Origin of the sequence: Saccharothrix longispora (genome assembly GCF_030852425.1) — a bacterium.
Taxonomy (GTDB): domain Bacteria; phylum Actinomycetota; class Actinomycetes; order Mycobacteriales; family Pseudonocardiaceae; genus Actinosynnema; species Actinosynnema longispora.
Window position 1 is genome coordinate 788,172 of the sequence record NZ_NSDM01000001.1, and the last position, 13,831, is coordinate 802,002.

Genomic DNA, 13,831 nt, shown 5'->3' on the forward strand with positions numbered 1-13,831 from the left:
CGCCCGCTCAGCACCCGATCGCTCAGCGGCCCACCGCGATCCCGCTCCGCTCGGCCCAGGCGGCCACGTCCTCCCGCCTGATCGCCGTGGCCAGCAGGTCCGGGAAGAGGTCCGGCGTGCAGGCGAACGCGGGCGCCCCCAGCTCCGACAGCTGCGCCGCCAGCTCGTGGTCGTACGCCGGCGTGCCGCTGTCCGACAGCGCGAGCAGCACCACCACCGTCACCCCGCCGCGCACCAGCTCCCGCACCCGGCGCCGCAGCTCGTGCGCCACGCCGCCCTCGAACAGGTCGCTGATCAGCACCAGCACCGTGTCCGTCGGGCGGCGCACCAGCGACTGGCCGTAGGCGACCGCCCGGTTGATGTCCGTGCCGCCGCCCAGTTGGGTGGAGAACAGCAGGTCCACCGGGTCGTCGAGCTGCTCGGTGAGGTCGACGACCTCGGTGTCGAACACCACCAGCCGCGTGTCGACCGCCTTCAGCGACGCCAGCGACGCGCCCAGCACCGCCGAGTACACCACCGACTCCGCCATCGACCCGGACTGGTCGACCAGCAGCACGACGTCCCGCAGCGAGGCCTGCCGGCTGCGCCTGCCGTTGCCGACCAGGTCCTGCACCACCACGGTCCGCTGCTCGGGCTGGTAGTGCCGGAGGTTGCGGCGGATGGTCCGGTCCCAGTCCACGTCGGCCAGGCGCGGCCGGCTGGTGCGCCGGGAGTGGTCGACCGCCCCGTGCACGGCGGCCAGCAGCCGCTCGGCCAGGCGGCGCTCGATGTCCTCGACGACCTTGCGGACCACGGCGCGCGCCGTTTCGCGGGTGCGCTCCGGGATCGCGCCCGCCAGCGACACCAGCGTCCCGGCCAGCGACACGTCCGGCTCGATGCCGGACAGCAGCTCGGGCTCCAGCAGCAGTTGCCGGAGGCCGAGCCGCTCCACCGCGTCCCGCTGCATGACCCGGACCACCGAGTCGGGGAAGTACGTGCGGACGTCGCCCAGCCACCGGTGCAGCACCGGCGACGACCCGCCCAGCCCGGCGCTCCGCTTCCCGTGGGCCTCGGGCGCGTCGGACGGAGCCCCGCCCCCGTACAGGCCGGTCAGCGCCGAGTCCCGGCGCCGGTCGTCCTCGTCGAGGGCGGCGAGGTCCCCGGCCGCGCCCCCCAGCAGCAGCCGCCACCGCCGCAGCCGCTCGTCCTCGTCGCTCACCCGGCCACCCCCGAGAGGAGTTCCCGGACGTGCCCCGCGAGCCGCCCGGCCACCTCCTCGTCCCAGTCCTGCCCCGGACCCCCGCCGGCGCGCGCGCCCGTGCCCACCGCCCGCACCCGGTCCCCGAGCATCCGCCGCTCGGCGGGGCTGAACTCCGCCACCGCCCGCCGCAGCAGCGGCACGGCGGCCCCGAAGTCCGCGCCGGACAGCCCGGTGAGCCACTCGTCGACCACGGCGAACAGCCGCGGGTCCGCCGTCAGCAGCGCCGCCGACCCGCGCAGGAACCCGGCCACGAACGCCGTCGCCCCGACCCCCGCGCCGGACACCGCCCGGTGCAGCCGGACGGCCACGTCGTCCGAGCCCATCAGCCCCGACTCCCACAGCAGCCGCGTCGCCCGGCCGCTCGGCAGCCCGTGCGCGTCCGGCATCGCGACCAGCGCCCCCAGCGCCCTCCGCCACGTCTCCCGGTGCTCGTCGTCCGCCGCCAGCCGCACCGCCTCGTCGGCGCCGTCCACCGCCCGCAGCGCGCGCTCCGCCGTGTCGTCGTCCACGCCCCGGCACGCGATCGGCAGACCGACGGCGCCCCGGGCCAGCAGGCCGTGCAGCGCCACCCGCAGCAGGTCCGGGTCCGTGCCGCGGACCGAGCCGTAGCGGACCGTCGTGGCCAGGTCCGGCAGGGCGGCCAGCAGTTCCAGCGCGTCCGTGGCCGCCGCCGCGCAGCGGTCCAGGGCCTCGCGCGCCGCGGCGACCGCCTCCGGGATCTCGCACCCCACCGACCGGCTCAGCGCCTCCGCCGCCCCCACCACGCGGGTCGCCTCCGCCGCACCCGTCACCAGCACCCGGCGCGCGGCGGCCTCGACCGTCGTGCCGTGCCGCGCGGCGACGGCCAGCGCCACCTCGAAGTCCGGCTTCCAGTGCAGCTGCCACGCCTCGGCGAACGTCCCCAGCGTCCGCGTCGCGTCCGGCGTGCCCCACGGGACGCCCAGCACCTCCAGGCGCCGCAGCAGCTTCGAGCGCTCCCGGTCCGTGTCCTTGCGCAGGTCCAGGCGGATCGGCTTCACCTCCGCCGTCACCGGCAGCCGCAGGCGCCGCTGCGAGCGCGCCAGGTCGGCCGCCAGGGGGGACCTGGGCACACCCGGGTCCACCTCGCCCAGCCGCTCGCCCACCACCAGCCGCGCGTGCACCAGCCGCAACGGCGTCTCGTCACCACCGCACAGCACGGCCAGCGCCGCCTCCAGCACCTCCGACAACCCCGGTGACGGCCGACCGCGCATCGCCGCCAACGCGTCCGCCAGCCGGACGGCCTCCACCGCGCCCGCCGTCGACGCCGGCAGGTCCTCGGCCCGCAGCACCCCGCACACCCGCGCGAACCACCGCGCCACGGCGTCACCGCGCCCGGCGCACTCCCACAGGTGCCCGTACCAGCCGGGCGACGCCACGCCCGCGCCGTACCCCGAGTCGGCCGCCAGCCGGCCGTGGCTCCACGGCACCCACGTGCCCGACACCTTCCGCCGCGGCAACCCCTTCAACGCCGCCGCGTCCACCGAGGCCGGCCCGAGGTCCCGCAACGCGGGCACGTGCCACGCCCCCGCCACCACCGCGACGGGCCCGGCGAAGTCCTTCAGCGCCCGCCGCAGGTTCTGCCGCATCGCGGCCTCGCGCCGCAACGTCCGCGCGTCCACCCGGTCGGCGAACTCCTCGCGCAGCGCCCCCATCGCCTCCGCCACCGCCTCGGCCAGGTCGGTCGGGTCGCGGTGGTGCTCGACCACGTCCTCCCACCACCGCTCCGGGTCGTCGAACCCCGCCGCCTCGGCCAGCACGCCCAGCGGGTCCAGCGCCGCCCGCGGCGTCGAGTCCGGCGTCGAGTCCGGTTCGGCGAGCGACGCCGCCGCCGGCAGGTCGAAGAACCGCACGGGGACGCCGTGCTCGTGCGCCCACACCACCGCCCGCCACTCCGGCGAGAACTCGGCGAACGGCCAGAACGCGGCCCGCGCCGGCTCGGCCTCGTCGTGCAGCAGCAACGCCACCGGCGGCACCAGCCCCGGCACGTGCGCCAGCAGCGCGTCACCCTCCGGCGGCCCCTCGACGAGCACCACCTCGGGCCGCGTCGCGTCCAGCGCGGCGGTGACCATGCGCGCCGAGCCCGGCCCGTGGTGCCGGACGCCGAGCAGGGCCACGCGTTCCGGGAGCGGCATCAGCCCACCAGGTCCCGGCACGCCCGGTACAGGTCGCGCCAGTCCGGGCGCTCCTTCACGACCGCCTCCAGGTACTCCTGCCACGCCGCCGCGTCCGACACCCGGTCCTTCACCACGGCCCCGAGCAGCCCGGACGCCAGTTCGTCGGCGGTGATCCGACCGTCGCCGAAGTGCCCGGCCAGCGCCATGCCGCCGGTCACCACGGAGATCGCCTCGGCGGTGGACAGGCTGCCGCCGGGCTTCTTCAGCTGCGTCCGGCCGTCCACCGTGGACCCGTCGCGCAGCTCCCGGAAGATCCGCACCACCCGGCGCACCTCCTCCAGCGCGGGCGGCTCGGCCGGCAGCTCCAGCGCCCGACCCAGCTGCGACGCCCGCGCCAGCACGATCTCCACCTCGGCGTCCTCGCTCGCGGGCGGCGGCAGCACGACCGTGTTGAACCGCCGCGCCAGCGCCGACGACATCTGGTTCACGCCCCGGTCCCGGTCGTTCGCGGTCGCGATCACCGTGAACCCGGGCACCGCCTGCACCTGGATGCCCAGCTCCGGCACCGGCAGCACCTTCTCCGACAGGACCGTGATGAACGAGTCCTGCACCTCGGCGGGCATCCGGGTCAGCTCCTCGACGCGCGCCACCGCCCCGGTCCGCATGGCCGTCATCACCGGGCTCGGCACCAGCGCCGCCTCCGACGGGCCCTCGGCGATGAGCCGGGCGTAGTTCCAGCCGTAGCGGACCTGGTCCTCGCCGGTGCCGGCGGTGCCCTGCACGACCAGGGTCGAGTTCCCGCTCACCGCCGCCGCCAGGTGCTCCGACAGCCACGACTTCGCCGTCCCCGGCACGCCGACCAGCAGCAGCGCCCGGTCCGTCACCAGCGTGCCGACCGCGACCTCCACCAACCGCCGGTCGCCCACGTACTTCGGCGTGATCACCGTGCCGTCCGGCAGCGCGCCGCCCAGCACGTAGGTGACCACGGCCCGGGGCGACATCCGCCACCGCGGCGGGCGCGGGCGGTCGTCCGCGGCGGCCAGGGCCGCCAGCTCGGCGGCGTACTGCTGTTCCGCGGCGGGCCGCAGCACGGTCTCGGTCACTGGCTTTCCTCCCGGGTGTTGAACGCCCCGCGCAGCCGCATCCGCAGCCGCAGGACGTCGAGTTCGACGGTGTGCCCGGGCCAGCGCCCGGTGATGCGGTCCCAGTTCGCGCCCAGGACCTCGGCGTCACCGCGCGCCAGCAGCACCGACGGCGGCCGGCCCGCGCGCCACCTCGGGTCGCGCACGGCCGCGTACCGGTCGAGCAGCTCGGCGGTCGCCCGCGGCCCCCACGGCGCGGGCAGCTGCGAGCACGCGTGGTCGAGCAGGTCGTAGTTCCACTGCCGGGACACCTCGACCACGGTCCGCGCGGCCAGGTCGGCGGGCAGCCCGGCGAGCATCTCCAGCTGCTCCATGCCGGTCAGCGACCGGGTGGCCGCGACCGCCCACGGCCGGGCGTCGACGGCGAGCCTCAGGTTCTGCGCCACGCCCCGCAGCAGCGCCGACGCCCACGGCCCCCTCGCCAGCTCGGCCGCCGCGCCCGCGTCGTCCGTGTCCAGCCGGTTCGTCCAGTGCGCCGGCGGCACGCTCGCCGCCGCACCCCGGATGCGCCCGGTCACGCCGGTCTCGGAACCGTCCCTGAGCAGGTCGCGGGCCTCCTCCGGTCCGGGGGCGAGTTCCGTCCACAGCTCGTCGTCCTGCACGTCGAACCCGTCGCCGGTGAGCCAGAGGCCGCGGTGCAGGCGTTCGGCGGCCCGTTCGGCGAGGGCCGAGCCGGGCAGGGTGCGCAGCAGCCGCAGCGCCTCGTCGTGCACGCCGATCGCCCGGTCGTCGAGGGCGCGTTCGAGCAGCGGCTCGTCCTCCGGCCCCAACCCGGTCTCCAGGGCGCCGACCAGCACCTGCCGGTCGGTGGCGCGGCGCTGCGCGTCGAACCGCGCGTCGACGAACGCGCGGGTGCCCGCCGGGTCGCGCGTGCGGGCCCGGCGCAGCGCGGCCAACCGGGACGCGCCGGGCAGGTCGAGCGCCTGCTCCAGGTCCACGTCCTCGTACCCGGCGCCCGTCGCCCACGCCCAGCGGTCCCGCAGCCCGGCCAACCAGCGCCCGCGCACGCCGAGCACCGCCGTCACCGCGGACCGCAGCCCGGGGTGCGCGGTGCCGAGCCCGAGGAGGGCGGGCAGCTCGCGGGGGTCCGCGGTCACCCCGGCGGTCCGGGCCAGGCCGCACCACTCGGTGAGCAGCACCTGGTCGTCCAGGGCGAGGATCTCCACCAGCACGTCCCGGGCCGCGGCGTGGGCCCGCGCGTCGTCGGCCGCGGGCGCCGGTGCGAGCAGGGGCTCGTCCACGACGGGCGGCAGCCGCGCGCCGTGCGCCGCGACGCCCAGCTCCGCCATCCGGTCGAGCAGCGCGGCCGGCGTCGTGCCGGCGCGGTGCGCCCCGATCAGCGCCGCCCGCACGGTCTGCTCCCACTCGTCGGCGAGGGTCACCCCAGCACCTCCGGCGCCCGGCCCGGCCCGGCCACGGCCCCCAGCCGCAGCGAGTGCCCGTCCCACAGCCCCCACGCGTCGAACGCCGCGCCGCCCGTCACCGCCAGCGCCTGGTCGAGCGCCACGTCGGCCCGCACCGGCAGGCCGCGCCCGGTCCCGTCGACCAGGTGCGCGGTGTCCCCGGTCAGCCGCACGCCCGCGCACCCCAGCGGGTGGAGCCGCTCCCACGGGTCGGCGCGCAGCCACGCCTCCAGCCCGGCCAGCGCCTCCCGCCACGACGGCGCCGCGTCGACCGGCCCGACCGGCCCGGCCACCGCCACCTCGCCCACCGCCACCCGGTGCGGCGGCGCACCGGGGTACGGGTGCAGCACCCCCTGGACGGCCACCCCGTGCACCAGCGGCGGGGCGGGCCGACCACCGCCCCCCTCATGCCGCACGACGACCACCCAGCCGCGCTCACGCCCCCACACCCACTGCCGCACGGTCCGCACCAACCCGTCGTCGGACTCCAGCTTCAGCAGCGGCACCCAGCGGTCCGCCCAGCCGGCCCCCGCGCGGACCTCCTCCTCCGCCACGGAGAAGCCCAACCGGCGGCGCACCACGTCCGCCGGGGCCGGCGACCCGGCCAACCGCGCCAGCAGGTGCAGCCCGCCCAGCCGGTCGGCCGCGTCGTGCGCCCACGCCGGCCCGCCCGCCGCCACGGCGTCGCGCACCCCCGCGACCGCCGCGGCCAGGCCCTTGGCCTGCGCGTCGACCATCCGCGCCTCGATCGAGCGCCACCACGCCCCGTCGCGCGACGGCAGCCCGGCGATCCCGGAACCGGCCACGTCGGCCAGCCAGTCGGTCAACCCGGCCACGCCGCCGCGCACCGCGTCCTGCCTGGCCAGCGCCGTCTTCTCCTTGGCCCTGGCCCGCCGCAGCACGGCCTCCGGCGAGTCGTCCACCGCGGCGGCCGGCCTGGCGCGGCGGTCCAGCCACTCCGCCACCCACGCCGGGGGTTCGCCGGCCGGCAGCGGTTCGCGCACGTCCCGCAACTGGAGCGCGAGCGCGTGCTTGCACGGGAACTTCCGCGACGGGCACGAGCACTTCGCCGCGCGGTCGGCCAGGTCGACGCACACCTGGTACGGGTTCTTGCCGCTGCCCGCGCACAGGCCCCACAGGGCGGTGTCGCCGCGCCCCGTGCCGTGCCAGCCGGACGACCCGGCGAGCCTGGTGGCGGCGCTCGCCACCTGCCCGTCCGGCGCCGTGCCGAGCAGCGTCTGCGCGTCCATGCCGGTTGACGTTAGAGGTGCCCCCCGACAAGGAGCCGATCAGTCCAGGTCGGGTCCCCGGCGGGCCCACGACCACGCGTACTTCGGGTCCTCGGTCGCCAGCGCCGCCTCGCCCAGCCGCAACGGCCGGAAGGTGTCGACCATGACCGCGGTCTCGTCGAAGCGCTCCGCGCCCAGGGAGGCCTCCACCGCGCCGGGTTGCGGGCCGTGCGTGCAGCCCGACGGGTGCAGCGACAGCGACCCGATGCCGATGCCCGAGCCCTTGCGCGCCTCGTAGTCGCCGCCCACGTAGAACATCAGCTCGTCGGAGTCCACGTTCGCGTGGTTGTACGGCACCGGGATCGCCAGCGGGTGGTAGTCGACCTTGCGCGGCATGAACGAGCACACCACGAAGTTCGGACCCTCGAAGGTCTGGTGGACGGGCGGCGGTTGGTGCACGCGGCCGGTGATCGGCTCGAAGTCGCGGATGTGGAACGCCCACGGGTACAGGCAGCCGTCCCAGCCGACGACGTCGAACGGGTGGTTCGCGTAGGTGAAGCGGGTGAGCCCGGCGCGGTGCCTGACCAGCACGTCCACGTCCTCGCCGTCGACCAGCAGCGGCTCGGTCGGCCCGCGCACGTCGCGCTCGCAGTACGGCGAGTGCTCCAGGAACTGCCCCTTGGCCGACAGGTAGCGGCGCGGCGGCCCGATGTGCCCGGTCGCCTCCAGCACCAGCAGGCTCATGGGCTCGTCCGGCACCACCCGGTAGGTGCACGACGTGGGCAGCACGACGTAGTCGCCCTCCGCCACGGGCAGGGCGCCGTAGACCGTCTCCACGACCCCGGCGCCGGCCTGCACGTACAGCAGCTCGTCGCCCGTCGCGTTGCGGTACAGGGGGCTGGGCGCGGTGGCCTTCACGAAGCCGATGAGGACGTCGGAGTTGCCGAACAGGGTGCGCCGCCCGGTGACCGCGTCCACACCGTCGTCCCAGGTCAGGTCGGGTGTGCGGAAGTGCCGCGGCTTGAGCGGCAGGTTGGGTGCGAGGGCGCCGCGGTCCTCCTCGACGGTGACCGCGTCCACGATGGCGGTGGGCAGGTGGCGGTGGTAGAGCAGGGCCGAGTCGGCCGAGAAGCCCTCGGCGCCCATCAGCTCCTCCGCGTACAGGCCCCCCTCCGGATCGCGGAACTGCGTGTGGCGCTTTCGGGGGATCTCACCGACCTGGCGGTAGTACGCCATCGTCTCACTCCGGGCGTTCGATAATCGGACATCTTTGTTCATTGACCGGTACGCCACTAGCGTGTCAGCCGTGTCAAGCGCCTTCGAACTCCGTGCGCCCGGTCCACGCGGGACTCCGCCCCTGCTCGCGAGGCTCGTCGACGACGCCGCACTGTTCCCGCCGGGCAACGCGAACATGCCCGACGCGGTCCGCGGCCACCTCGACGCGCGCAGCGGGGAATGGGCCGGCGCGGTCGGCCTGTTCCTGTGCCCGGCGTCGCGACTCGCCGAGCTCATCACCGAGTTGATCAAGGTCAAGCCGGTGAAGCCCATCGCCCTCTCCCTGGTCATCGACACCGGCCTGGGCGGTGTCCCCAAGGCCGTGTCGATCGTCGAGTCCCGCAGCGAGCTCCTCGCCCTGCGCATGGTCGAGATGCCCGCCCCGTCCGACGTGGACGAGGTGTGGCTGGAACGCGTCTCGGAGTTCGTCCCCGAGGACGTCATCCGCGTCGTCGAGCCCCGCCGGGGCGGCGCCGAGTGGCTGGACGGCGTGCGCCGCGTCATCGAGCACGGCAGCTGGCCCAAGCTGCGCTGCGGCGGCGTCAGCAGGGAGAACTTCCCGAGCGTCGACGAGGTCGCCGACTTCCTCGCGGTGGTCAGCTCCGGCGGGGTGGCCTTCAAGGCGACCGCCGGCCTGCACCACGCCGTCCGGCACACCGACGAGAAGACCGGCTTCACCCACCACGGGTTCCTCAACCTGCTGGTGGCGACCGCGCGGGCGCTGTCCGGCGGCGACGTGCGCGAAGCCCTGGCCAGCACCGACCCGGCCGCGCTCGGCGAGGAGGCCGGGTCGCTGTCCGACCAGGCCGCGCACGCCGTCCGCGGCGTGTTCGCCTCCTACGGGTCGTGCTCGCTGGACGAGCCGATCACCGACCTCGACCGCCTGGGGCTGCTGTGAGCTGGGTCGACGACCCCGCGTTCACCGCGGACGCCCCGTTCGGGCCGCAGACGCTGCCCTACGGCGTGCTGGCCGGCCACGGCGTGGCGGTGCGGCTGGGCGACCACGCGCTGCCGCTGCGCGGCCTGAGCCTGGGGGAGCGGCTGGCGCCCCTCGTGGCGGGGCCGTCCCTGGACCCCCTGCTGGCCGCCGGGCGCCCCGCGTGGAGCGAGCTGCGGGCCCGGCTGGGCGAGCTGGTGTCGTCGAGGGCCGCGCCGCGCGGCGCCGCGCTCGTCGGGCTGGACGACGCCGTGCTGCCGTTCACCGTGGCCGACTACGTGGACTTCTACTCGTCGCGCCACCACGCGGAGAACGTCGGGCGCATCTTCCGCCCCGACGGCGACGCGCTGACGCCGAACTGGACGCACCTGCCCATCGGCTACCACGGCCGCGCGGGCACGGTCGTCGTGTCCGGCACCCCGGTGACCAGGCCGAACGGCCAGCGCCGGACCTCGGGCGGGCCCGTGTTCGGGCCGTCCGGCCGGCTGGACATCGAGGCCGAGGTCGGCTTCGTCTGCGGCGGGCCCGTGGCGACCAGGCTGAGCCCGTCGAGGGCCGTGGAGCACGTGTTCGGCGTGGTCCTGGTCAACGACTGGTCGGCGCGCGACATCCAGGCGTGGGAGTACCAGCCCCTCGGGCCGTTCCTGGGCAAGTCGTTCGCCACGTCCGTGTCGGCCTGGATCACGCCGCTGGAGGCGTTCGCGGTCGCCCGCGTCACCCCGCCGCCGCTGCCCAACCCCGTGCTGCCCTACCTGGTCGAGGACCACCCGTGGGGCCTCGACATCGACATCGAGGTCGAGTGGAACGGCGAGGTCGTCTCGCGGCCCCCGTTCCGCGAGATGTCGTGGACGTTCGCGCAGCAGCTCGCGCACCTGTCGGTGAACGGCGCTACGGTCCGTCCGGGCGACCTGATCGCGTCGGGCACGGTGTCGGGTCCGGACCGCGCCGAGCGCGGCTCCTTCCTGGAGCTGAGCTGGGGTGGGAAGGAGTCGATCGCGCTGGGCGGCGGCGAGCGGACCTTCCTGGAGGACGGTGACACGGTGCGCATCACCGCCACCGCTCCGGGTGAGGGGGGTTCGGTCGTCGGGCTGGCCGAGGTGGTCGGCACGATCGCGCCCGCCGTCGCCGGTGTCGGCGTCGGCACCGCCGTCGAGGGGTAGGCCGTGGTCAGACCCGATCCGCGCGGACGACCGCCGGCGCCGGCGTCGAAGGAGAGCTCGTTGACCCTGGAGCGGGGCCTGGCCCTGCTCCAGGCGGTCGCCGACGCCGAGACGGAGGCGCCGTCGATCAGCGAGCTGGCGGCGGCCATCGGGGCGTCGCGCGCCGCCGTGTACCGGCTGCTGGTGCCGCTCCAGTCGCGCGGCCTGGTGCGGCGGGAGGGCTCCAAGGTCCGGCTGGGCCTCGGCGTGCTGCGGCTGGCGTCCAACGTCCTGCCGCAGCTGCGCATGGCCGCCCAGCCCGCGCTGCGGACCCTGGCGGAGCACGTGGGCGCGACCGCGCACCTGACCGTGGCGGACGGGTCGGAGGCGCAGGCCGTGGCGGTCGTCGAGCCGTCGTGGACGGCGTACCACGTGGCCTACCGGGTCGGGTCGCGCCACCCCGTGCACCGGGGGGCGGCCGGGAAGGCCATCGGGCTGTCCGTCGAGGGGCGCCAGTGGGTGCACTCGACGGGTGAGCTGCAACCGGGCGCGTTCGGGGTCGCGGCGCCCGTGCGCGGGGTACCCGGGCTGCGGGCCAGCGTGGGCGTGGTGGCCCTGGAGAAGCTGGACGGCGACGTCGTGGGGCCGCACGTGGTGCGCGCGGCCCAGGAGGTGGCGGATGCGTTGCGTTAACACAACGCTACGCTGCGTGTGCGGCAATGGCGTGGACGCGCGGAGGACCAAGTGACCGCTCTGCCCGAGCCTTCGGCGAACGAGCCCCACTTGTTCACGGTCGCCGAATACGCCGCGCTCGGAGAAGTCGAGTTCGGCTACTCCGAGCTGCAAGAAGGCCGCATCTTGATGTCGCCAAGTCCCGCACCGGACCACAACCACGCTTCGCTGCAACTCGCCATGCAGCTCAGCGCCCAGTTGCCGGCCGAACTCGAGGTCATCCAGGACGTGGATCTCGACCTCGAGCTGACCGAGCCGGACGCGCCCGGTTTCTCCCGCAGGCCGGACCTGCTGGTGCTGGAGCGGCGCGCCCGCCGGCGGGTGCGGTCGGAAGGCGGGCTGATGCGCGCGTCCGAGGTCTCGGTCGTCATCGAGATCGCCTCGCCGGGGTCGAAGCGCATGGACCGGATCGTGAAGCGGGGCGAGTACGCGGACGCCGGGATTCCCCACTACTGGATCGTGGACCTGGCCGAACCGGTCTCCCTGGTGGCCTGCCACCTCGCCGGCGAGTTCGGCTACCAGGACCCCGGCGACGTGACGGGGGTCTTCACCACCGACGTGCCGTTCCCCGTCCGGCTCGACCTGGACGTCCTCGTCTGAGCGGGGCGCGCGGCCCCCGGCGCGGGGCCGGGGGCCGCGCGCCGATCACGGCCAGGGGCCGCTGTTGCAGTACACGCCGCCGGTGCCGGTCACCGAGCCCGTCGCGTCGGCCACCACCGCCTGCACGGACACGGTCCGACCGCCCGAGCAGCCGCGACGGCCGGTGAACGTGCGGTTGTCCAGGCTCGCGACGTACGAGCCGTTGAGGTACCACTTGACCGTGTAGGGCGCGACGGCGTCGTGGTAGGCGAAGCAGTAGAACTGGTTGCCGCCGCTCTCGCACTGCACGTCGACCGACGTGACGGCGCTCGCGGCCGGGGCGGAGGCCAGCACGGCCCCCGCCGACAACAGCAGGGCGGTCAGGGTTCGTCTCACGTCTCGGCACCTCCGGGTCGCAGGGGCCTCGACGGTAGCCGCGCACCCCGCCCGCGCTCAGCACCCGATCAGGGGACGGGACCTTGGTCCCGGTCCGGACAGGACCCTCGTACCTGAGAAGAACGCCAGGTCAGACGTAATTTCATTGCCGTGGACGTCCTCGACCTGGCGCGGTGGCAGTTCGGCATCACCACCGTCTACCACTTCCTGATGGTGCCGCTGACGATCGGTCTGTCACTGCTCGTCGCGGGCATGCAGACGGCCTGGCTGCGCACGGGTGAGCGCAAGTACCTCGCCATGACGAAGTTCTGGGGCAAGCTGCTGCTGATCAACTTCGCCATGGGCGTGGTGACCGGCATCGTGCAGGAGTTCCAGTTCGGCATGGCCTGGAGCGCCTACTCCCGCTTCGTCGGCGACGTGTTCGGCGCGCCGCTGGCCATGGAGGGGCTCGTCGCGTTCTTCGTCGAGTCCACCTTCCTCGGCCTGTGGATCTTCGGGTGGGACCGCCTGCCCAAGAAGGTCCACCTGGCCTGCGCCTGGGCGTTCTCGCTGGCCACGATGATCTCGGCCTACTTCATCCTGGCCGCGAACTCGTGGATGCAGCACCCGGTGGGCGTCGTCATGGACGACGGACGACCGCGGCTCACCTCGATCTGGGCCGTGCTGGGCAACAGCACCGTGCTCGCGGCCTTCCCGCACACGATCTTCGGCGCCTTCGCCGTCGCGGCGTCGTTCCTGGTGGGCATCGCGGCGTGGCACCTGTGGCGGCGCACCGAGGAGGGAGCGGTCTGGCGGGCGTCGGTGAAGCTCGGCACGTGGGTCGGGGTCGTCGCGTTCGCCGGCCTCGCCGTCAGCGGTGACGTCCAGGGCAAGTTGATGTTCGAGCAGCAGCCGATGAAGATGGCCGCCGCCGAGGCGCTGTGCCACACCGAGCAGCCCGCCTCGTTCTCCGTGTTCGCCGTCGGCGACGTGGCGCGGCAGGACTGCGAGAGCGTCAAGAGCATCACCGTGCCCGCGCTGCTGTCGTTCCTCGCCCACAACGACTTCAGCACGGAGGTCAAGGGCATCGAGGACCTGGTGCCCGAGTACCAGGAGAAGTACGGCGCCAACTACCCCGTCGACCCGCGGCTGGGCGAGCTGTCCGGCAAGCCGATCGACTACGTGCCGAGCCTGCCCGTCACCTACTGGGGCTTCCGGCTCATGATCGGGTTCGGCGGTATCGCGGTGGCGTCCGGCCTGGCGATCCTGTGGCTGACCCGGGGCGGTCGCGTGCCGCGCGGGACGTGGTTCACGTGGCTCGCGCTGGGCAGCATCGCGACGCCGTTCCTGGGCAACAGCTTCGGCTGGATCTTCACCGAGATGGGACGCCAGCCGTTCGTGGTGGTGCCCAACCCGAGCGGCGTGGACGGGGTGTGGATGTTCACCGCGCGCGCCGTCTCGAACTCGACCGTCGGCGAGGTGCTGACCTCGCTGGTGGCCTTGACGCTGGTCTACGGGGTGCTGGCCTGCGTCGAGGTGTTCCTTGTCCGGCGGTACGTCCGCGCGGGTGTCGCGGGCGTGCTGCCGGACGGGGAGCCCGACGACGTGGGGAAGTCCGACGACCACCTGCAGTTCGCCTACTGAG

General features: G+C 75.0%; 12 protein-coding genes. 5 read left to right on the forward strand and 7 right to left on the reverse strand.

Translation table 11 applies throughout. The features are described from left to right. Positions 1 to 22: 22 nt before the first annotated feature. The 6 genes from CKY47_RS04050 to CKY47_RS04075 are packed head-to-tail and all read right to left on the reverse strand — an operon-like array spanning position 23 to position 8,385. Positions 23 to 1,198, reverse strand: coding sequence for a VWA domain-containing protein (locus tag CKY47_RS04050; RefSeq protein WP_306744222.1), 1,176 nt, complete (start codon positions 1,196 to 1,198; stop codon positions 23 to 25). Beyond that, positions 1,195 to 3,393, reverse strand: coding sequence for a DUF5682 family protein (locus tag CKY47_RS04055; protein ID WP_306744223.1), 2,199 nt, complete (start codon positions 3,391 to 3,393; stop codon positions 1,195 to 1,197). The genes CKY47_RS04050 and CKY47_RS04055 overlap by 4 nt, the downstream gene beginning before the upstream one ends. Next, positions 3,393 to 4,478 (reverse strand): ATP-binding protein, encoded by a 1,086-nt coding sequence (locus CKY47_RS04060; RefSeq protein WP_306744224.1) that lies wholly within the window; start codon positions 4,476 to 4,478, stop codon positions 3,393 to 3,395. Before CKY47_RS04060 ends, CKY47_RS04055 begins: the two co-directional genes overlap by 1 nt. Further along, positions 4,475 to 5,899: a DUF5691 domain-containing protein gene (locus CKY47_RS04065; protein WP_306744225.1), complete on the reverse strand. Its 1,425-nt coding sequence runs from the start codon at positions 5,897 to 5,899 to the stop codon at positions 4,475 to 4,477. The genes CKY47_RS04060 and CKY47_RS04065 overlap by 4 nt, the downstream gene beginning before the upstream one ends. Beyond that, positions 5,896 to 7,170, reverse strand: a complete 1,275-nt coding sequence (locus CKY47_RS04070; RefSeq protein WP_306744226.1) for an SWIM zinc finger family protein — start codon at positions 7,168 to 7,170, stop codon at positions 5,896 to 5,898. The genes CKY47_RS04065 and CKY47_RS04070 overlap by 4 nt, the downstream gene beginning before the upstream one ends. Before the next feature lie 39 nt (positions 7,171 to 7,209). Further along, a complete protein-coding gene (locus CKY47_RS04075) occupies positions 7,210 to 8,385 on the reverse strand; it encodes a homogentisate 1,2-dioxygenase (RefSeq protein ID WP_306744227.1) in 1,176 nt (391 codons plus the stop codon). Positions 8,386 to 8,455: 70 nt separating this feature from the next. Here CKY47_RS04075 and CKY47_RS04080 point away from each other — a divergent pair, with 70 nt between their 5' ends. From CKY47_RS04080 to CKY47_RS04095, 4 genes are read left to right on the forward strand one after another with little or no spacing between them, the layout of a single operon-like run. Beyond that, complete coding sequence (locus tag CKY47_RS04080) at positions 8,456 to 9,322, forward strand: hypothetical protein (RefSeq protein WP_306744228.1); 867 nt, start codon at positions 8,456 to 8,458, stop codon at positions 9,320 to 9,322. Further along, the gene (locus CKY47_RS04085; protein WP_306744229.1) at positions 9,319 to 10,521 is read left to right on the forward strand and encodes a fumarylacetoacetate hydrolase family protein; all 1,203 of its coding nucleotides are present in this window, start codon (positions 9,319 to 9,321) and stop codon (positions 10,519 to 10,521) included. The genes CKY47_RS04080 and CKY47_RS04085 overlap by 4 nt, the downstream gene beginning before the upstream one ends. Positions 10,522 to 10,524: 3 nt before the next feature. Then, entirely contained in the window at positions 10,525 to 11,193 is a 669-nt protein-coding gene (locus CKY47_RS04090; RefSeq protein WP_306744230.1) for an IclR family transcriptional regulator, read from the forward strand. A gap of 51 nt (positions 11,194 to 11,244) precedes the next feature. Beyond that, positions 11,245 to 11,832, forward strand: a complete 588-nt coding sequence (locus tag CKY47_RS04095; RefSeq protein ID WP_306744231.1) for a Uma2 family endonuclease — start codon at positions 11,245 to 11,247, stop codon at positions 11,830 to 11,832. A gap of 45 nt (positions 11,833 to 11,877) precedes the next feature. Here CKY47_RS04095 and CKY47_RS04100 read toward each other — a convergent pair whose 3' ends face one another. Continuing rightward, positions 11,878 to 12,207, reverse strand: a complete 330-nt coding sequence (locus tag CKY47_RS04100; protein ID WP_306744232.1) for a hypothetical protein — start codon at positions 12,205 to 12,207, stop codon at positions 11,878 to 11,880. A gap of 150 nt (positions 12,208 to 12,357) precedes the next feature. On the opposite strand from CKY47_RS04100, the gene CKY47_RS04105 reads away from it, so the two are divergent. Beyond that, positions 12,358 to 13,830, forward strand: coding sequence for a cytochrome ubiquinol oxidase subunit I (locus CKY47_RS04105; RefSeq protein ID WP_306744233.1), 1,473 nt, complete (start codon positions 12,358 to 12,360; stop codon positions 13,828 to 13,830). The last annotated feature ends 1 nt before the right edge of the window (position 13,831 follow it).